Raw genomic sequence first — 18,505 nt, 5'->3', positions numbered from 1 at the left:
GAATCGCCTCGGCCGATGGCGAATGTTCAGATCGAGGAACGCCGAAGTGTTCCAATTGACCTTACTGGCTGGCGAGATTCAAAAGCAGGCCCGTCATTGACCGCCCCAGCGGCTCAGCGGGTTTTTCCTGTGTGGGGCGTCGGATGAAAGAGGAGTAGCACGACGGTTGCGATCCCGAAGGCTGCCCCTGCATAGAACGTCGTGGCTGCGCCCTGGCGCTCCCACAACTGCCCGGCCACAACGCTCGAAACCAGCGTCACGATACCGCTAAGTAGATTGAAGAAACCAAACGCGGTACCGCGCAGATGAGCGGGCGCCGTGTCTGCGACCATCGTGGCAAGCAGACCTTGTGTCATCCCCATGTGCAAGCCCCAAAGCGCGACGCCCACGACGACCACGCTCCAGTTGGTGCCGTGTGCGAGCACGAGGTCGGCGCCAATCAGGACTATGAGACCACCTGCCAGCAGCCGCGTATGGCTCATCGTGTCCGCGAGTTTCCCACTGGGATATGCGGACAGTGCGTAGACGAAATTCATTGCCACCATGACCAGCGGAACGAGCGCAATCGGTACGCCGCTACCCATGGCGCGAAGAACCAGAAACGCCTCGCTGAAACGCGCGAGCGCGAAAATTGCGCCGATTGCGACGACCGACCAGTAGTCCAACCCAAGGCCCCTGAGATTTTCCCATCGCACAGGGTTAGTTCTTTTAGCACTTGCCTCGTGTTTGGGCTCCCTGATACCAAACGTCAACAGCGCAACCGCGAGCACGCCGGGAATGACTGCAAGCCAGAAGGCGAGCCGAAAGTTATCGGCCCACACCAGCATGATGAGAACGGCCAGCAGCGGTCCGAGGAACGCACCGACCGTATCGAGTGACTGACGCAGGCCGAAGGCGGCGCCGCGCAGGTGCTGCGGCGTGACATCCGCGACGAGCGCATCGCGAGGCGCGCCGCGGATACCCTTGCCGACACGGTCAATGACGCGTGCCGCCACCACGACTTCAACTTTCGGTGCGAGGGCAAAAAGCGGCTTGCTCAGTGCACCAAGCGAATACCCGGCTACAGCCAGCCATTTCCGGTTGCCGAGGTAATCACTCAACGTCCCAGAAAATACCTTGACGATGGGAGCCGTGGCCTCCGCGATGCCTTCAATGAATCCAATCGTGCCCGCGCCGGCGCCGAGGGTAGCCAGCAGAAACATGGGCAGCAGGCTGTGAATGATTTCGGATGAGATGTCCATGAAAAGACTCACACATCCGAGAACCCACACGCTGCGCGGAATCTGCCTGACGACACTGACTTGCGGTTCGCCTTGCATTCGATAGGGACGGCATCAAATAGCACGTTCGAGGAGCGCGGCCGCATACGCGGGCCAGGAAAAAGCCTAGGGTACGCCGCCGGCAAGGAGCGCAACCAGAAACACCAGTGACGAGAGCGCGAACAGGCTCACGCCGAAAATTACCAGGAAGTTATTAATTCCACCGCTGCTGACTATCGAACGCCGGGATCGTATCCGGGTGTAGCTTAGGGCTGGCTTAAAGCGTGCCAGCTTCGATCCCGGGCTCTCCGCTGCAACTCCGGCGACTCCGCTGCCCGGACACGCTCCTCCCTCGCAGGCCCCGGCCTCCCGCCGAATCGTCCCGGGAAATTCCTGACATGCTCCGAGGTAAAACCTATACCTCAGTACCCTATCCAGGGTAATATACCCCCCTACCGTATTTAGGGGCCCGCTGTGAGCCACACCATTCGCGACAAACAGAAACTGCTTAACCGGGTGCGCCGCATCAAGGGACAGGTCGAGGCCATCGAGCGCGCGCTTGAGGATGAACGCGGCTGCATGGATGTGCTGCAACTCATCACGAGCAGCCGCGGCGCGATGAACGGCCTGCTCGCCGTGGTGCTCGAGGACCATATCCGCACCCATCTCGTCGACGCGGAAGCCGACCACGATCATGGCAGCGGGAAAGAGCAGCTGATCGAAGTTGTCCACAGCTACTTCAAGTGAGAGAAACATGAGCAGGTTTGAGGACGCCGCTTTCGGGGCGGGACACGACCATATCTTTCTGGGCGCGGCCCATGAGGACAACGAGCGCAGGACGTGGATGGTGATTGCGCTGTGCAGCGCGATGATGGTGGCCGAGATCGTTGGCGGCAGCCTTTTTGGCTCACTGGCACTTGTCGCCGATGGCCTGCACATGTCGACGCACGCTGGCGCGATGCTCATTGCCGCGCTCGCGTACACGTACGCACGCAAGCATGCGAGCGACAGCCGTTTCGTATTCGGCACGGGCAAACTGGGGGATCTTGCAGGCTTTAGCAGCGCCATCGTGCTCGCCATGATCGCGCTGCTCATTGCGTACGAAGCCGTTTCACGCTTCCTTTCGCCGGTACCGATTCACTTCGGTGAAGCCATCCCAATTGCCGTGCTTGGCCTGCTCGTCAATCTTGCGAGCGTCTGGCTGCTGAGCGGCAATCACCACGGCCATAGCCATGGACATAGCCACGGTCATGGACATAGCCACGGCCATGATGACGAACACGGTCACGAGGACGAGGTGCATCACATCTTCGCTGGCGCTGGCGCATTTGCCTTGTCGGTCTTCGAAGACGGTGTACCGCCTGTCTTCCGCATCACGCCCGAAACGGCTTCCTCGAAACTGAGCGCCGATGCCGTTTCCGTCACGACGATCCGCCCGGACGGCACTCGGCAGACCTTCGCGTTCGCGGACCGCGGTGGCTACCTGGAATCGAAGGATGACATTCCCGAGCCGCACGCATTCCAGGCTGTTGTCCACCTGCCCGATGGCGAGCAGCAGTTTGCGTTCGAAGAGCATGACCACGACCACAACGACGCATCGGCAGCTGCGCACCGCGACCACAACATTCGATCGGCCTACGTTCACGTCATTGCGGACGCCGCCGTTTCCGTGCTGGCCATCATTGGCCTGCTGCTGGCCCGCGAGTTTGGCTGGGTCTGGATGGACCCGCTTGCGGGCATTATCGGTGCCCTCGTTATCGCAAACTGGTCGTGGGGTCTCATGCGCGACACGGGGGGCATTCTGCTCGACATGAACCCGGACCGCCGCATGGCCGAGAACGTGCGCCATCTCATTGAAGACAACGGGGACACTGTTCTTGACCTCCATGTGTGGCGTGTAGGCCCCGGGCACATGAGCGCGATCGTGTCGGTGGTCACCCGTGAGGCACTGCGCAGCCCCGGCTACTACCATGCCGCACTCAAGCGCTTCAAGGGACTGTCACACGTGACGGTTGAGGTAAACGCCCCCCGCGCCGCGGCCTGAGCCATGGCCGTCAAATCACCCTGCATCGATCTTTGCGCGTTCGATGGCAAGACCGGATTCTGTACCGGTTGCTACCGGACGCGCGAGGAAGCACGGGGCTGGAGGAAGATGACCGACCACCGGCGCCACCAGATCCTCAATGAAAGGTCCCGGCGACAGGCGAAGCTGGGACACGAAACGACGCAGGCGTCGAAACAGGACTGACGGGGCGAATACCTTATCGCGGCGCCATGATCCGCAGCACAGGATGCCCGTCGACGCCTTTCAACGGGAAGAACGACCGGTGCGTCGCCGCATCGACATCGACAACGTGCGCGTTCGGTCCCACATGTCCGTCGCCAATCTTCGACACGCGGAAGGCGTCGACACTGAACATCGAGACGACGCCGGCCTCGCCTGCCACAAAAGCCACGCGCAACGCGGGATCGTACGTAAGCACGTCAGGATCGCCGCCGACGTCGAACGCCGAGACAACCTTCATCGTGCGCATGTCGAGCACCAAGAGGCGATCGTTGTCCTCACACGCGATCAACGCAAGACGCGACTCCGGGACAATCAGCAGGCCGTGATTGCCTTTCGCACCCGGCAGATCGATACGGGAAACAATCGTATTGCTGCCCGGATCGATCTCCACCAGCTGGCGTCGCGTCTGCACGTTGACGAAGATGTGGCGCGAAACCGGGTCGTATTGCGAATTGCCAACTTCTCCGTCGAGCGCAATCGTGGCAATCACGCGATTGCCCGGGACATCTATCACCGTCTCGGTCTCTCCCGTCTCATCTGAAACGTAGAGCCTGCGTAAGTCGGGCACGTACGCCATGCCGTCCGGATAGATGCCGCCAGGCGCCCGGGAGATGATTTTCAGCGTGCGCTCGTCTATCGCGACGACCTCATTCGTGCCGGTTGCCGACGCGTACACACGGGACAGTTCGGGCACGACCAGCACGCCATGCACTGACGCGACGCCGGGTATGCGCGCGACGACGCGGGACGCAACGGTATCGAACACCACCACTTCGCTGTCGCCCAGGTGCGCGATGAAGAGCAGGTGCCTGGCAGGGTCGTAGCTTTCATAGTCGAACCGCGTTGCTCGTCCGGGTAGCGGGACATCCTCCACGTGCTTCAGTGGCAAATTGCCGGTTTCCGCGTCGTCCGCACCATGTGCGCCGCAACCGGCACCGGTCCCGGCTGCAACCGCGATCGCGAAAAGCACGCCGATGAGTGCCGAGGCGAAGCGATGGCCTGCGCGTGCGCTCTTCACGATGGTCCCCCGTCCGCCTTGATATGACGGAAAGAGGCAAGCACCGCGAGATCGTAGGCGATCTTGAGTGCGCCACATGCGATCAGCGGCGCCCCAAGCCATCCCGCTCCAAGCAGGCCGCCGGCAATCGTTGGCGCGACGGCCGCCGCCAGGCTACGCGGCACCGCCGTAAAGCTGGCAGCGGCCGGCCGTTCAGGTGGCGTCACGACGGCCATCACGTAAGCACTGCGCGTCGGCACATCAAGCTGAGAGAGCGCGCTGCGCACAAGCAATAACACCAGGGTCAGCGACAGCGTTGGCGTGAAGGCGGCAGCAATCAGGCACACGCTCGACGGAATGTGAGTGAACACCATGGTGTTGAGCAGGCCGATCCTTCGCGCGATCGGGACCGCGGCCAGTTGCGACCCCGCGCTGAGCAGGCCTGACCAGAAAAAGAACTGGCCAGCAGCCGCGAGCGAGAGGCCAAAGCGCTGGATCAGCCACAGCGTGAGCAGCGAGTTCACGAGCAGCCCTCCCGCAAACGCATCTACGCTGAAGAGCATTGCGAGACGTGTGACAATTCCGCGAGACGGGCCGAGCGGTGTGCGGGCGGCCGTCGTGTGTGCCTCGCGTTTCGGCAACCTGAGGTACAGCAGGAAGACCATGAGGCCCGTTACCGCGTAGACGATAAACATTGCGCGCATGGCGAAGAGCGCGGACACGCCCGCATGCGCCGCAATCCAGTCCGGTAGTCCGGCCAGCAAAGCGCCCAGTGCAGCCGAGAATCCACCCACCAGGCTATAGCGGGCGAAGAGCGCGGTTCGGGCGTCGCCCTTCGCCGATTCTGCGAGGCGTGCGTGCTCAAGTGGCAGAAACAGGCTGACATCACCCGAACCCGGATTGAGCGTGCCGACAAACGCCACCACGAGCAGCGGCCAGAGTGATGACAGGAATCCAAACGCAACACCCGTTGCCGCCATCAGCGCCGCAGCGAAGAGCAGCAGCGCACGCTGCGGGTAATGGCTACCCAGCAGGCCGACGGCAATCGTCGCAACAGCCGATCCCAGCAGCGTGACAGTGCCGATCAGGCCAACCGTAAGCTTGCCGAAACCGAGCGAGAGCAGATACGCCGGCAGCAGCACGGCGACGAATCCGTCGCAGAGTCCGCGCAGGCTCCGTGCGGCGAGCAGCAGCCATACGCTATGGTCCACGTCCGCAGACGGAGGCAGGCTAGATACTGGCGCCCTGGCAGGAGTCATTGCAGCACCTGTGCTTTCGTGTCGGAGGCACGCCACGCACGTACAGACTCCGCGCAGGGATCAGGCCGACGAGCGTGACGGCATAGCCGCCTGAAGTCTCATCGCAGCGTTGTCCCAGTTGATGATGCTGAACAGCTGGCTGACATACTCATTGCGGCGGTTCTGATACTTCAGGTAGTAGGCATGCTCAAAGACGTCGATGACCAGGATCGGCTGGATGCCCCATGCCGTGAGCTTCTGGTGGTTCTCGCACTGGAGGATCATGAGCTTTCCGGACGCCGGGAGATAGCCGACGACACCCCAGCCTGAGGCTTCAGTCGCAACGGTCGCTGCAACGAGTTGCGCCTTGAACTTCTCGTAGGAGCCGAAGTGGCTGTCGATCACCTTTGCGAGCTCGCCCTTTGGCTCACCACCCTTGCCCGAAATGCTCGTCCAGTAAATAGTGTGCAGGATGTGGCTGGACAACTGGTAGGCAAGCTCCTTCTCGTGAAACTTCACCAGCGCGAAGTCGCCGGTCTCGCGTGCCCTGGCGAGCCCTTCCTCCGCCTTGTTCGCGGCGGCGGCGGCCGGCTTGTGATGGAAGTTGTAATGGAGCTCCACCGTTCGGGCATCAACGACTGGTTCGAGCGCATCGTAGGCAAACGGCAGTGGCGCCGCCGCATACTTGCCGTCCGCGCTGACAAGCCTGTCGACATAGCCAGGCGTACTGGAAGCGTGAACCATCTGCGCCTGGGCAAGCATGACTCCTGCGCCGACTGCGGCGGTGTCGTGCAGAAAGTTGCGACGCGTTTTCATTTGCATTCCTCACAGGTTTCCCGCACGCGGTTTATGTGGCGTGCAGGTGGAGAAGCGGATAGAGCGTGAGCCCGATCAGGGCGGCTGCGACGACGATCACAGGCTCCGGAAGCTTCCTGAAGCGCCACAGCAGCACCACGGTTGCGAGCGCGATCAGCGCGGTAGGCCAGTCGATGACCGAACGCCTCGCAATCACGATGACCGAACCGGCAATCGCACCAACGGCCGCGGCGGTAATGCCGTCGACAAACGCCTTGACGGCCGGAAGCCGCCCGTATTTCTTGAAGTACGGTGCGGGTAGCACGGTGAACAGATAGCACGGCAGAAACGTGCCGAGCGCGGCGACACAGGCACCAGCCAGGCCTGCAACCAGATAGCCGATAAAGCCGACCGTGATGACGACCGGCCCCGGTGTGATCATCGCGACTGCCACGGCATCGACGAACTGTTTGTCGTTGAGCCAGTGGTGTTCGGTCACGACGCCGCCGTAGAGGAACGGCACGATCGCAAGGCCAGAGCCGAACACGAAGGCACCCGCCTTCGTGAAGAAAAGGCCAATCTGGCCAAGCAGTGGGAGATCCAGGCCGCTGAACACGCCTGCAAGTGTGGGCGCCTGGGTCACAGCCAGTGCGTTGAGACCGCCTTTACCGAGCCAGCGGGGCGGCGAGCGGCGCAGCCAGTTGACGACGCCACCCGCGATGAAAAGCCACGCAATTTCGGATTCCGTGGCGACCGTCACCGCCGCGAGAATCAGGTAGACGACCCAGAGCAGCTGGTCCGCGCCTAGCGTCTTCGTCGTCAGCTTGCAGGCGCTCATCGCGATGATGCCGACTACCGCCGCACCAACGCCGTAGAAAACCGCCTGCATCCACGAGAGTCCACCAAAATGCGTATAGGCCCAGCCCAGCGCGACGACCATCAGGAATGACGGCAGTACGAAAGCGAGGCCCGCGACCGTTGCGCCCAGAAGTCGGTAGTGCACGAAGCCGAGATAGATGCCAAGCTGCGCGGCGAGTGGACCGGGCATCATTTGCGCCAGTGCGAGCCCTTCGCGATAGTCCGCCTCGGCGATCCAGCCGCGCTGCTCAACCAGATCGCGACGCATGTAGCCAACGAGCGCAACCGGTCCGCCAAAACCGACCGTGCCGAGCTTCAGCATGTAGAGCGCGCCATCTGGCCGAGCGTATAGCCGGGCACATGCGCGGCCGTCGTGCTCATGAGCGCCTTCCCTTGTCGCTGCCTTTTTCGCTTGCCGCGAAGTGGGCATACATCGAGTCGAGCACCGGGCTCATGCCGTCGAGCACCTGGTCGTCGTCTGCCGCTCGCTCGCGGGTGCCGGCCATGACCGCTTCGAAACCGATGGCTTCTGGCACATTCGCACCGCCCACATCGAGCGCGTGAACCAGTGCGCCGAGCCGCAGTAGCGCCGGATCCGTGTCCAGCCCGAAACTCGCCAGCAGTACCTCGAACGTGACGCGTTCGCCGACATGGGTAAAGGCGGCGCCGTCGAAATCGAAGCCGAGCGCGTCCGGCGGGCAGGCGTCCGGCGAAGTCAACCAGATGAAGCGAGCGTCCCGGTCGATGAACCGGCGGATCAGCCATGCACTCGCCACACGGTCGACCCACATTCGCCAGCGGGTCGCCCACGTCCGCCCCTGATAGTCCCCGGCAGAGAGCGAACGGATTGCGCGGTCTGCCGGGTGTGGCTCGCCAGGGGAGAGAACCGTATCGACGTGCGCCACAAAATCCTGCCAGGCCGCCTCGGCACGCGTTGCCGCCTCGCCCGGAAAGAAGTCGATCGCAGCAATGGCTTCGTAGTCCTTGCGCAGGCGCCGCAACACCTTCGTCAGTTCGGCGGCCGACTGGCCTGAAACCGCCTTCCGGGCATCGGCGAGCGTGCGGATGAGGCCGTCGTACTCGTCGGCGCGGTCAAACAGCGCGCGGAATTCGCCTTCTTGCGACTCGTCCAGGCTGGGCGCGCGCAGCAGATGGGCTGTGCCACCGCTTTCACCAATGGCGCTCGAAAGCTCACGCAGCACGCCCTCGCCCGCTTCCGTGTACGGCAAGAGGTAGATGCCGTCGCGCAGGACGGCGCAGCCCCGCGCCTTGAGTGCGCGCCAGAAACGCATGCGGGCCGTCGCGTTCTCGGTGGGCAGGGTCAGTACAAGGACCGACCAGGTCGATAGTGATTTCATGTAGGATATGCTACGTTGATGTAGCACTCTCTACAAGTTAACTTTTTATCGACCAGAATCCCGTTTGAACCGGCGCATGCCTGGCCGGACGCCGCGCTGTTCTGCGCAATGTCGGTCCAGCGCCGAAGACCAGGAAAGGCGGTCACCATAAAACCGCCTGCGCGTGGACGGCCCGACGCGATTCCTGGCATCCCGTCCACGATCGCTGTGTTGCTGGCAGGTTCCCTGACCGGATCCAATGCGCGAGCCGGTTTGACCACATATGCGTCTTCAGCTACATCACATAGCGAACAAGATCAGCACTGTGGTGGAGTGATATGTGAACCACAGCAGTCGTCAGCAATGTGACGAGCGCGACCACCAACAGCACGGGCGAACCTCGTGTATCGCGGTCCCTGAGATGATGGGCTACGGAAAGAAACACGATCCATGCCGTGCCGAGGCTTAGACCGGCCAGAATGTCGGATAACCAGTGAACACCGAGGTACAGGCGGGAGATGGATATCAGTGCTATTACCGAACCACTTATCACGGCAATCCTGAACTGCGCGCGCTTTTGATGGCCGCGACAGACGAGGTACGTGAGGAAGCCATAGATGACAATGCTCAGTGTCGCGTGGCCGCTTGGAAAGGAAAAGCTTTCAATACCTTCGTAGATAGACACCGGTCGTGACCGTTGCACAGCAAATTTGATTAATTTCACTGATGCTTCAGCCATCGCGATTGCGACGATCCAGTACCCGGCCGTCCGCCATTCGCGCCGAACCAGGAGCACAGACAGCACGGCCAGAAAGACGGGAATCGTGACCGCAGCATCGCCAAGCTCCGAAGCTGCCACCATCACGTGGTCGACGAGCGGAGTGCGAAGCCCATGCAGCCCCTTGTGGAGCATCCGGTCGACGGCGACCAGGGGGTCCCCGCTGAGGATGTCTTCGAGAATCCCGAGAAACAGCCAGATGCCGCCAAGTACCAGCATGACGGCCACCGCCAACTTCGCAAAACCCGTACGGCGAAGCACAAATCGCCACCCCTCTTCGCCGCCAACCACAGCTCCAGGCTCCATATCGGAAAACCGTCGCAACAACTTGCAGAAAAACGCGCTCAGCGGCTTCATCGGGAACCTCCGGTGACCCGTGCTGGACACAACCTGCGGCACGCGTCGGTCGCCATGCCCCCCGCCTGCCCGCGTTGTGAGAAGGTCAGGCCCAAGTGTCCGCTGGATCGGGCGCTCGGGACGCCCCGACGCGATATCGGCAACTTTACCTGTAATCTGGACGCAACCTTACGTGCATAAGCACCGACGACGCGAGATCGAGAGGCAACCGGATTTTCGCAACCGCAGCACAAGACACAGTCTGCGGTAGCATCACCACTCTTCCAGCTGGCACGTGTTAATCGGATGTCCATGAAGGTACTCATTGTCGAAGACGACTCCGCGATCGCCGCGAACCTCTACGACTATCTCGAGGCCGGCGGCTATGAGGTCGACGTAGCGGCCAATGGCAACGCGGGGTTGCAGATGGCGCTCGCCGACTCCTGGGACGCCATCCTTCTCGATCTGTCACTGCCGGGCATGGACGGCCTCACGCTCTGTCGCAGGCTGCGGGAAGAGGCGGCCCGCGACACCCCCGTGCTGATGCTGACCGCGCGCGACGCGCTTGACGACAAGCTCGCGGGTTTCGTGCACGGCGCCGATGATTACCTGGTCAAGCCGTTCTCGTTGAAAGAAGTGGGCGCACGGCTGGGCGCCATGATCAAGCGCTATCGTGGCCAGGTCGCCACCATGGATCTTCGCTTCGCGGACGTGCGCCTCGACCTGTCGACGATGACGGTCGAACGCGCCGGACGCCCCGTCAAGCTTCCGCCCAAATGCCTTCACTTGCTGCGCGTCCTGATGCAGTCGCCCCACCGCACCTTCACCCGCGCCGAGCTCGAGGCCGAAGTCTGGGGGGAGGAACTGCCGGACAGCGACACGCTGCGCACACACGTCTATACCCTGCGCCGGGCGCTGTCCCGGCCCGCCGAAACGGACGTGATCGAAACGCTGCATGGCGTCGGGTACCGGCTCGCGACGAGTGGCGGCGATGCGAAATAGCCTGCGCTTCAAGGTCGCCCTGTTCTTTTCGGTGCTGACCATCGCGCTGCTGCTCGCCCAAGCGCTGGGCGTGCGGGCGCTGGCCGAAGCGCAGGAAGAGCGCCTGATCGCGGCGCTTATCCGCGACGACATGACAAACGTGCTCAAGGGCTACCAGGCCAATCCGGCATTGCTGCCGCCATTCGACGTACGAATGAACGGCTACGTTTCCGGCGCGGATCGCGAGTCCGTCGCGCTGCCCGCGACGGTCAGGAACCTGCCATTCGGCACGCACGAAATCATCATCGACGAACGGGAGATCCACGTCGCCATCGCGCCCATGGGAACAGCAGGCACGGCACGCCTGTACCGGGTCTACGACTTCAACATCTACGAAAAGCATTTCAAGGAAGTCATCAATGCGTTGATGGGCGGAACGGGCATATTTGCACTCCTTACGATATGGCTGTCCTTTGGCCTGTCCGGCCTGCTGGTGCGACAGGTTGCGGGGCTCGCCAGGCAGGTGAAGACGCTGCGGCTCGGAGAATCGGCGCCGATCCAGCCGGGCAAATACGATGAAACCGAACTCGCAGGGCTTGTGGAGGCCTTCAACGACTACCACCAGCGCATGGCCGGCATGATCGCGCGCGAGAAGGCGTTCACGGGGAACGTCAGCCATGAACTGCGCACGCCGCTCACGACCATCAAGACAAGCTGCGAGCTGCTCGAGCAGGATGCGGCAATCCGCGGCAAATCGCGCGCGCGTTTACAGCAGATCGAGCGAGCGGCAGACAACATGCGCGAACTCGCCAACGCGCTGCTCATGCTCGCGCGGGAAGACTCCGCGTGCGAAGTGGAGCCGGTGGCGATGGCGAAGATGATCGAAACCGCGCTGACACCGTTTGCCGACCGGCTCGCCCAAAAGGGGCTTCAGACGACCATCGACATAGACGGCGACCTTCATGTCATGGCGAACCGGCCGGCGCTTGCGATCGTGCTCTCCAACCTCGTCGACAATGCCGTGCGCCATACCGACCGCGGCGGCCTGCACTTTCGCTACGCCGAAGGCTGGCTGTCTATCGAGGACACGGGGCCGGGTATTCCGGCGCATGCGATCCCGCATGTCTTTGACCGGTTCTACCAGGCGGGATCGCCGGACGCCTCGCCCGCTGGTGTCGGGATCGGCCTGTCCATCGTCAGGAAGCTGTGCGAGCGCTACGGGTGGCCGATCGAGATCGGCAGCGAGCCCGGCCAGGGCACGCGCGTCTCGCTGCGTCTTCCGGCTGCGAGCCGGACCTGAGCGAGGCGCCACGGGAACCCAACGGGTTCTTGACGAAAACTTCACAAGCCGTGGCGTAGTCTTCGTCCCGAAAGCCGCCCACATGGGCGGCACAACGTCCAACGGGATGCCTGAATGCGCCGCGCGCTATGGATTGTCTTCATCGCCTTGACGGGGGTGGGCGGCTGTACGACCTATCATCCCCAGCCAATCGCCCCTGACCAGATTGCCCGGGAGTTCGGGCAGCGCTCGCTCGCAAACGACGAACTGCACGCATGGATCGTGCGCGAAACCGGCCACGAGATCACACCGTGGCCCCCCGCGCGCTGGAACCGCGAACTGCTCACCCTGGCGGCGTTCCACTACAGCCCCGCGCTCGACCTGGCCCGCGCCCAATGGGGCACCGCCAACGCCGGCATCGACGTCGCCAACGCGCTGCCCAACCCGGTCCTTCAGCTACCGTTCCAGTTCAACACACCCAATCCGGGGCCCGGAGCGCCCTTCACGTGGGGCCCTTCGCTCGATATCCCGATCGAGACCGCGCACAAGCGCGGCTATCGCGTCGATCAGGCGACGCACCTGGCGGAAGCGGCGCGGCTGAACATCGTCACCACGGCGTGGTCGGTCAGCGCGCAGGTCCGGGACGCCATGCTCGCCCTGTACGCCGCGAGTGCGCGCATCGTGATCCTCTCCGCGAAGGCGCAAGCCCAACGGCAAATCACGGTCATGAGCCGCCACCGCCTCGCAGCGGGCCAGTTCTCGCAGCCCGACGTCGACGCCGCCGTGCTTGCCGACACCCAGGCCCAGAGCGATCTGGCCGCCGCGCGAAGCGCCGAAGCGGACGCGCGCGCGCAACTGGCGGCCGCCATCGGCGTGCCGGTCGGCGCGCTCGACAGCGTGACGCTCGATCTGAGCGCTTTCGGCGCGGCAGCACCCACGCCGCCGGCGGCGGACGCACAGCGCACGGCGATCTTCCATCGCGCCGACCTGCGCGCCTCCCTTGCCGATTACGCCGCAGCCGAATCGGCGCTTCAACTCGAAGTCGCGAAACAGTACCCCGACATCCACCTCGGCCCCGGCTACACGTACGACACCGGCACCAACAAGATCGCCTTCGGCCTGGCCGGCATCACGTTGCCGATCTTCGACCAGAACCAGGGGGGCATCAAACAGGCCGAGGCCAAACGCAAGGAAGCGGCCGTGCGCACCGGCGCGCTCCAGGACCGGATCATAGGCGACCTGGCGCACGCCCTGACGCGCTACCGGTCGAGCACCGAAGCATTGCAGATCGCCGACGCCCACCTCGCGGCGGCCCGGCGGCAACGCGACAGCCAGGCGGCGGCGTTCTCCACCGGCAACGAAGACCGGCTGAGCTTCACACAGGCGAAAGCCGACTATCAGACGAGTGAAAACGCCCGGCTGGACGCCGAAGTCGCCGTCCAGCAGGCTGCCGGCGCACTCGAAGATGCGATGCAGTCGCCGCTCGACCACGACGCAGCGAGCCGCACCCTCAGTGAAAGCACGACACGATGAAACTCCGGCTGATCTTCTTTTGCGCCCTTTCACTGGCCCTCTGCGCAGGCACGGGCTGGTACATCATCAACCAGGCGTTTGACGACTCCGGGGCGTCGGCCGCCGCGGCGGCACAGCCCGCACCGCCGCCCGCCGTGCAGACGGTCAACGGCGAAACGGTCGTGGTCGTGAGCCCCGATGCGCAGCGCGCGGGGCACATCGAAGTCGCACCGCTTGCCGCCGTCAGGACCCAGCCCGGCATACACGCCGACGCCACGGTCGTCGATCTACAGCCGCTTTTCGATCTGCGCAACCGGCTCGCAAGCGCACGCGCGGACGTCGACACGTTCAGCGCTCAGGCGGCCGCCTCACGGGCACAGTACGACAGCAGCCGCACGCTCTTCGCCGACGACCGCAATATCTCGCAGAAAAGTCTCCAGGCCGCGCAGTCGGCAATGCAAGGCGACGCGGCAAAACTGCGGTCTGCGCGAATCGCGCTGGAGGGTCTTTCCGGCACGTTGCGCCAGCAGTTCGGCGCTCCACTCGCCAGCGCCGCGACGGCGCCCGCCTCGACGCTGTTCCAGCGTCTCCAGGCGGGCCAGTCGGTCGTGCTCCGTATCACGCTGCCTTCCAGCTTCGCCGCGCCGCCGCCCGTGCAAATCGCAATCGACGCACGCGACGGCCATACCGTGCCCGCTCAAAGGCTCTCCGCTTCGCCGCTCGCCGATCCCGCCGTACAGGGAACGCCGTGGCTCTATGTCGCCGATACCGCACTGCCCGCGAACCTGCGCACGAGTGCGCGCGTGCCGACATCGAGCGAGGCGGTATCCGGGCTGCTGATTCCCGGGCAGGCGGTGGTGTGGTACGGCGGTCAAACGTGGGCTTACGTGCGCACGGCGCCGGACCGCTTCACGCGGCGCTACGTGCCGGCGGGCAACGAGGGCGATCGCGGCTTCATGGTGACAGCCGGCGTGACAGCCGGCTTTCACGCCGGCGACCAGATCGTCACGCAGGGCGCACAACTGCTGCTCTCCGAAGAGACCAGGCCGCAGAGCATCGGCACCGCCTGCAAGGACCCGCCGGAGTGCGATGACTGATCCCGCGACCCGGCTGTGCAGACCGCGCCCAGAACAACCCCACGCAACGTCCCATGCTTGACGCGATCATCCGCTTTTCGCTGCGCTTTCGCGGCGTCATTTTCTCGCTGGCCATCATGACGGCCGGCTACGGCCTCTTCTCGATCACACGCGCGAAGCTCGATGTCTTTCCCGAATTCGCGCCGCCGATGAGCATCGTGCAGACGGCCGCGCCAGGCATGACCAGCGAGCAGGTAGAGACCCTCGTCACACAGCCGGTCGAAAACGCCCTCGGCGGCATGACCGGCCTGCGCTCGATCCGCTCGCGGTCCATGCAGGGCCTCTCCTCGGTCACGCTCGTTTTCGACGACCATGCCAACGTGATGCAGACACGGCAGCTCGTCACCGAGCGCATCAGCGCTCTCGCGGGTGCGCTTCCGGCAGGCGTTCCGGCTCCCCAGCTCCTGCCGCTCACCACGACGACGAGCGTCGTGCGCACCATCGGCCTGACGTCGAAGACGCGCTCGCTCGCGGACCTTTACGACATCGCGCAGTGGACCGTCAAACCGCAGTTGCTGAGTGCGCGCGGCGTGGCCGACGTGATCGTGTTCGGCGGCGATACGCGCCAGATGCAGATTCAGATCGACCCCGCGAAGCTGACCCGCCACGGCCTGTCGATCCAGGGTGTCGTGGCCGCGGCGCGCCAGGCCACGGGCGTGCGCGGCGCCGGATTCATCGAGACCCGCAATCAGCGCATTGCCGTCAACGCCGATGGCCAGATCGCCACGCCGCAAAAACTCGCCGGAGTCGTGCTGCGTGCGAGCAACGGCGCGGCGGTTCGCCTTGGCGACGTCGCCAGCGTGACCTGGGGCGACGCACCCGCTGCGGGCGCGGCATCGATCATGGGCAGGCCCGGCGTGATGGTCGTGATGGAGAGCCAGTACGGGACCAACACGATGGCCGTGACGCGCGACATCGAAAGGACGCTTGCCGGGCTCGGGCCCGAACTTACCCGCCAGGGCGTGGACGTGAATCCAGACGTCTTCCGGCCAGCCAACTTCATCGAGGCTTCCGTCGGCCACCTGCGTATGGTGCTCATCGCCGGGGCCTTGCTGGTCATCGCCGTGCTGTTCCTGTTTCTGCTCAACGTGCGCACCGCCGTGATCTCCGCCGTTGCGATTCCCATGTCGCTGCTCGTCGCGATCATCGTGCTCACCGCGTTGGGCGTCAGTCTGAACACGATGACGCTGGGCGGGCTCGCCATTGCGCTGGGCGAAGTGGTCGACGACGCCATCATCGACGTCGAGAATATCTATCGCCGCCTGCGCGAAAACCGCACATTGGATGAGCCGCTGCCGGCGTTTCACGTCGTGCTGCGTGCCTCGCTCGAAGTCCGCAGCGCCGTGGTATTCGCCACCTTCATCGTGATGCTGATCTTTTTGCCCGTGCTCACGCTCACGGGTATCGGTGGACGCCTCTTCGCCCCGCTGGGCGTCGCCTATATCCTCGCTGTGCTCGCGTCGCTTGGCGTCGCCCTCACGCTTACGCCCGCGATGGCGCTCGCACTGCTGGCGAAGGGGCCCTTGCCGGAGCGGGAACCTCGCCTGATCGGCCGCCTCAAGATCCGCTACATCGCACTGCTCACGAAAGTCGAACAGCATGTGACGGCGATCATGACGATCATCGCGGTGATGTGCGCCGCCGCGCTCGCGTCGCTTCCCTTCATGAGCGGAAGCTTCATTCCGCAACTGCGCGAAGGGCACTACACCGTTCACATGGGGCTCGCGCCGGGCACCTCGCTCGCGGAATCGATGCGGGTCGGCACGCAGGTCTCGCAAGCGCTGATGCAGGTGCCGGGCGTGCGGCTCGTCGCGCAACGGGCGGGCCGCGCGAACGGCGTGGTCGACCCGACCGGCGTGCAGCTCTCCGAGTTCGAGGTCGACCTCAAGCCGATGGGGGCATCGGCCCAGCACTGGGCGCTATACCGGATCCGACAGGCGCTGGCGCGCTTTCCGGGCCTCTCCACCTCGGTCAACACGTTTCTCGAAGAGCGGATCGACGAAACCATTTCGGGTACGACAGCGCCCGTGGTTGTGAATGTCTTCGGCAGCAATCTCGACGTCATCGATCGAACGGCGCAGCAGATTGCCCAGTTGATCGGTACGATCCACGGCGTCGCCAGCGTGCGGGTGGATTCGCCACCTGGCATTCCCGAACTGGACGTGAAGCTCAATCCGGACGCACTGAGCCGCTGGAGCTTTCGCCCGGTCGAAGTGCTCGACGCGATCCAGGCTGCGTATGCCGGTGTAACCGTCACGCAAATCTACGAGGGCGGGCGCGCCTATGACGTCGCCGTCGTGCTCGACCCGGCACAGCGCAGATCGGTCAGCGACGTGGGCAAACTCATGCTAAGCAATGCAGATGGATTTTCCGTGCCGCTTTCCACGCTCGCGACGATCTGGCAGGTCGCCGGCCGCTACCAGATCACGCACGGCGGCGGCCAGCGCGTGCAGACGGTGTCGGTGAATCTCGGCAGCCGGGCGGTCAGTGACTTCGTGAAGGAAGCGCAGGCGCGTGTGAATCGCGAGATCAGGATGCCGACGGGTACGTACGCCGTTTTCAGCGGCGAGAGCGAAGAGCGCGCGCAGTCGCAGCGCGACCTGCTCGCGTACGGCGGGATGGCGCTGGTGGGCATCGCGTTGCTGCTATTCCTCGCGATGAAAAACCGGCGCGCCGTGTTGCTGGTTCTGATCAACCTGCCCTTCGCACTCGTGGGTGGCGTGCTGGGCGTGGTGCTCACCGGCGGGAACCTGTCGCTTGGCAGCATGGTGGGTTTCGTCACGCTGCTCGGCATCTCGCTGCGCAATTCGATCATGCTGATTAGCCATTACGAGCATCTGGTGCACATCGAAGGGTTGGCATGGACTACCGACACCGCTGTGCGCGGCGCGTCGGAACGGCTCGTGCCGATCCTCATGACCGCGTTGGTCACCGCGCTCGCGCTCGCGCCGCTCGCCGTGACGAGCGGCGCGCCAGGCAACGAAATCGAAGGGCCGATGGCCATTGTCATCCTTGGCGGCCTGCTCACATCGACCGCGCTGAACCTGATCGTCCTGCCAACGCTGGCCTTGCGCTACGGCCGCTTCGCGCGCGACGAAGCCGCAGAACCGGGGACCACGAATGCATGAGACGGACAAAAGGAGGTCACCGGGCGAGAAGAACCTGCACCTGCTGTTCGAATTGACTTTGGGCTTCAAGGCAGTCTTCGCGATTGCCGAAATTGCCGCCGGTGTCGCGACCTGGCTGGTCCCGCAACGGTACTTTCTGGCGCTTGTGCTGTGGGTCACCCGTGATGAGTTTGCCGAGGATCCACACGATCTCGTGGCAAACCTTCTCCTTCACACCGTGCAGCACCTGTCTGTCGATGCCCAGCGATTCGCCGCGCTCTATCTGCTTGGACACGGGGTGATAAAGCTCTGGCTCGTGGCCGGTTTGCTGCGCGAAAAACTCTGGTACTTCCCTGTCTCGATCGTTATCTTCGCGCTGTTCATCGCCTACCAGACCTACCGCTTCACGAACACCCATTCGGTCTGGTTACTGCTGGTGACGGCACTGGACGCTGTCGTCATCGTCCTCACGTGGCACGAGTACCGGTATCTTCAAAACAGCCGCAAGATCGCCATCCTGGGTTCGTGAGTGGGGCGGACCTGGAATATACCCGCCATCGTCCACGCTTACTTCACGTATTGCGCGGCGCAGAATGCGTTCATGC

15 protein-coding genes and 1 pseudogene are annotated in these 18,505 nt (G+C 63.8%); 9 read left to right on the top strand and 7 right to left on the bottom strand.

Translation table 11 applies throughout. The features are described 5' to 3' along the window. Positions 1–113: 113 nt before the first annotated feature. Positions 114–1,319, bottom strand: a complete 1,206-nt coding sequence (locus C7401_RS27900; protein WP_112174651.1) for an MFS transporter — start codon at positions 1,317–1,319, stop codon at positions 114–116. A gap of 414 nt (positions 1,320–1,733) precedes the next feature. On the opposite strand from C7401_RS27900, the gene C7401_RS27895 reads away from it, so the two are divergent. The 3 genes from C7401_RS27895 to C7401_RS27885 are packed head-to-tail and all read left to right on the top strand — an operon-like array spanning position 1,734 to position 3,507. After that, positions 1,734–2,006, top strand: coding sequence for a metal/formaldehyde-sensitive transcriptional repressor (locus C7401_RS27895; protein ID WP_112174650.1), 273 nt, complete (start codon positions 1,734–1,736; stop codon positions 2,004–2,006). Between the two features lie 7 nt (positions 2,007–2,013). Continuing rightward, complete coding sequence (gene dmeF / locus C7401_RS27890) at positions 2,014–3,303, top strand: CDF family Co(II)/Ni(II) efflux transporter DmeF (RefSeq protein WP_112174649.1); 1,290 nt, start codon at positions 2,014–2,016, stop codon at positions 3,301–3,303. Positions 3,304–3,306: 3 nt separating this feature from the next. After that, the gene (locus C7401_RS27885; RefSeq protein ID WP_112174648.1) at positions 3,307–3,507 is read left to right on the top strand and encodes a DUF1289 domain-containing protein; all 201 of its coding nucleotides are present in this window, start codon (positions 3,307–3,309) and stop codon (positions 3,505–3,507) included. Between the two features lie 13 nt (positions 3,508–3,520). Here the strand turns inward: C7401_RS27885 and C7401_RS27880 are convergent, their stop codons facing one another. The 6 genes and pseudogenes from C7401_RS27880 to C7401_RS27855 all read right to left on the bottom strand — a co-directional run bounded on the left by C7401_RS27880 (position 3,521) and on the right by C7401_RS27855 (position 9,906). Continuing rightward, positions 3,521–4,504, bottom strand: coding sequence for a YncE family protein (locus C7401_RS27880; protein WP_372460501.1), 984 nt, complete (start codon positions 4,502–4,504; stop codon positions 3,521–3,523). Between the two features lie 56 nt (positions 4,505–4,560). Continuing rightward, positions 4,561–5,802 carry an MFS transporter gene (locus tag C7401_RS27875; protein WP_112174646.1) on the bottom strand — a complete coding sequence of 414 codons (1,242 nt, stop codon included), beginning with the start codon at positions 5,800–5,802 and terminating at the stop codon, positions 4,561–4,563. Positions 5,803–5,862: 60 nt separating this feature from the next. After that, complete coding sequence (locus C7401_RS27870) at positions 5,863–6,597, bottom strand: superoxide dismutase (protein ID WP_224043866.1); 735 nt, start codon at positions 6,595–6,597, stop codon at positions 5,863–5,865. Between the two features lie 31 nt (positions 6,598–6,628). Continuing rightward, a pseudogene (locus tag C7401_RS27865) lies at positions 6,629–7,815 on the bottom strand (chromate transporter). Continuing rightward, a complete protein-coding gene (locus C7401_RS27860; protein WP_112174644.1) occupies positions 7,812–8,792 on the bottom strand; it encodes a chromate resistance protein ChrB domain-containing protein in 981 nt (326 codons plus the stop codon). Before C7401_RS27860 ends, C7401_RS27865 begins: the two are co-directional and overlap by 4 nt. Before the next feature lie 274 nt (positions 8,793–9,066). Continuing rightward, complete coding sequence (locus C7401_RS27855) at positions 9,067–9,906, bottom strand: phosphatase PAP2 family protein (RefSeq protein ID WP_244314767.1); 840 nt, start codon at positions 9,904–9,906, stop codon at positions 9,067–9,069. A 291-nt stretch (positions 9,907–10,197) separates the two neighbouring features. On the opposite strand from C7401_RS27855, the gene C7401_RS27850 reads away from it, so the two are divergent. From C7401_RS27850 to C7401_RS27825, 6 genes are all read left to right on the top strand, one after another. Beyond that, positions 10,198–10,887, top strand: a complete 690-nt coding sequence (locus tag C7401_RS27850; RefSeq protein WP_112174663.1) for a response regulator transcription factor — start codon at positions 10,198–10,200, stop codon at positions 10,885–10,887. Next, positions 10,877–12,166, top strand: coding sequence for a sensor histidine kinase (locus C7401_RS27845; RefSeq protein ID WP_112174664.1), 1,290 nt, complete (start codon positions 10,877–10,879; stop codon positions 12,164–12,166). The genes C7401_RS27850 and C7401_RS27845 overlap by 11 nt, the downstream gene beginning before the upstream one ends. Positions 12,167–12,280: 114 nt before the next feature. Next, positions 12,281–13,678 (top strand): TolC family protein, encoded by a 1,398-nt coding sequence (locus C7401_RS27840; RefSeq protein ID WP_112174643.1) that lies wholly within the window; start codon positions 12,281–12,283, stop codon positions 13,676–13,678. After that, positions 13,675–14,754 carry an efflux RND transporter periplasmic adaptor subunit gene (locus C7401_RS27835; protein ID WP_112174642.1) on the top strand — a complete coding sequence of 360 codons (1,080 nt, stop codon included), beginning with the start codon at positions 13,675–13,677 and terminating at the stop codon, positions 14,752–14,754. The genes C7401_RS27840 and C7401_RS27835 overlap by 4 nt, the downstream gene beginning before the upstream one ends. 53 nt (positions 14,755–14,807) lie before the next feature. After that, a complete protein-coding gene (locus tag C7401_RS27830) occupies positions 14,808–17,921 on the top strand; it encodes an efflux RND transporter permease subunit (protein ID WP_112174641.1) in 3,114 nt (1,037 codons plus the stop codon). Continuing rightward, positions 17,914–18,429 (top strand): DUF2127 domain-containing protein, encoded by a 516-nt coding sequence (locus tag C7401_RS27825; RefSeq protein ID WP_112174640.1) that lies wholly within the window; start codon positions 17,914–17,916, stop codon positions 18,427–18,429. Before C7401_RS27830 ends, C7401_RS27825 begins: the two co-directional genes overlap by 8 nt. Positions 18,430–18,505 lie beyond the last annotated feature (76 nt).

The organism is Paraburkholderia unamae (genome assembly GCF_003268775.1).
Taxonomy (GTDB): Bacteria; Pseudomonadota; Gammaproteobacteria; order Burkholderiales; family Burkholderiaceae; genus Paraburkholderia; species Paraburkholderia unamae.
This window is presented reverse-complemented; position numbering and strand designations above follow the sequence as displayed.

Excerpts from the sequence above, each read along its gene's own strand:
- C7401_RS27870 (WP_224043866.1), bottom strand. The coding sequence starts at position 6,597 with ATGAAAACGCGTCGCAACTTTCTGCACGACACCGCCGCAGTCGGCGCA.
- dmeF (WP_112174649.1), top strand. The coding sequence starts at position 2,014 with ATGAGCAGGTTTGAGGACGCCGCTTTCGGGGCGGGACACGACCATATC.
- C7401_RS27845 (WP_112174664.1), top strand. The coding sequence starts at position 10,877 with ATGCGAAATAGCCTGCGCTTCAAGGTCGCCCTGTTCTTTTCGGTGCTG.
- C7401_RS27850 (WP_112174663.1), top strand. The coding sequence starts at position 10,198 with ATGAAGGTACTCATTGTCGAAGACGACTCCGCGATCGCCGCGAACCTC.
- C7401_RS27885 (WP_112174648.1), top strand. The coding sequence starts at position 3,307 with ATGGCCGTCAAATCACCCTGCATCGATCTTTGCGCGTTCGATGGCAAG.
- C7401_RS27860 (WP_112174644.1), bottom strand. The coding sequence starts at position 8,792 with ATGAAATCACTATCGACCTGGTCGGTCCTTGTACTGACCCTGCCCACC.
- C7401_RS27900 (WP_112174651.1), bottom strand. The coding sequence starts at position 1,319 with ATGCAAGGCGAACCGCAAGTCAGTGTCGTCAGGCAGATTCCGCGCAGC.
- C7401_RS27835 (WP_112174642.1), top strand. The coding sequence starts at position 13,675 with ATGAAACTCCGGCTGATCTTCTTTTGCGCCCTTTCACTGGCCCTCTGC.
- C7401_RS27825 (WP_112174640.1), top strand. The coding sequence starts at position 17,914 with ATGCATGAGACGGACAAAAGGAGGTCACCGGGCGAGAAGAACCTGCAC.
- C7401_RS27840 (WP_112174643.1), top strand. The coding sequence starts at position 12,281 with ATGCGCCGCGCGCTATGGATTGTCTTCATCGCCTTGACGGGGGTGGGC.
- C7401_RS27875 (WP_112174646.1), bottom strand. The coding sequence starts at position 5,802 with ATGACTCCTGCCAGGGCGCCAGTATCTAGCCTGCCTCCGTCTGCGGAC.
- C7401_RS27830 (WP_112174641.1), top strand. The coding sequence starts at position 14,808 with ATGCTTGACGCGATCATCCGCTTTTCGCTGCGCTTTCGCGGCGTCATT.
- C7401_RS27855 (WP_244314767.1), bottom strand. The coding sequence starts at position 9,906 with ATGAAGCCGCTGAGCGCGTTTTTCTGCAAGTTGTTGCGACGGTTTTCC.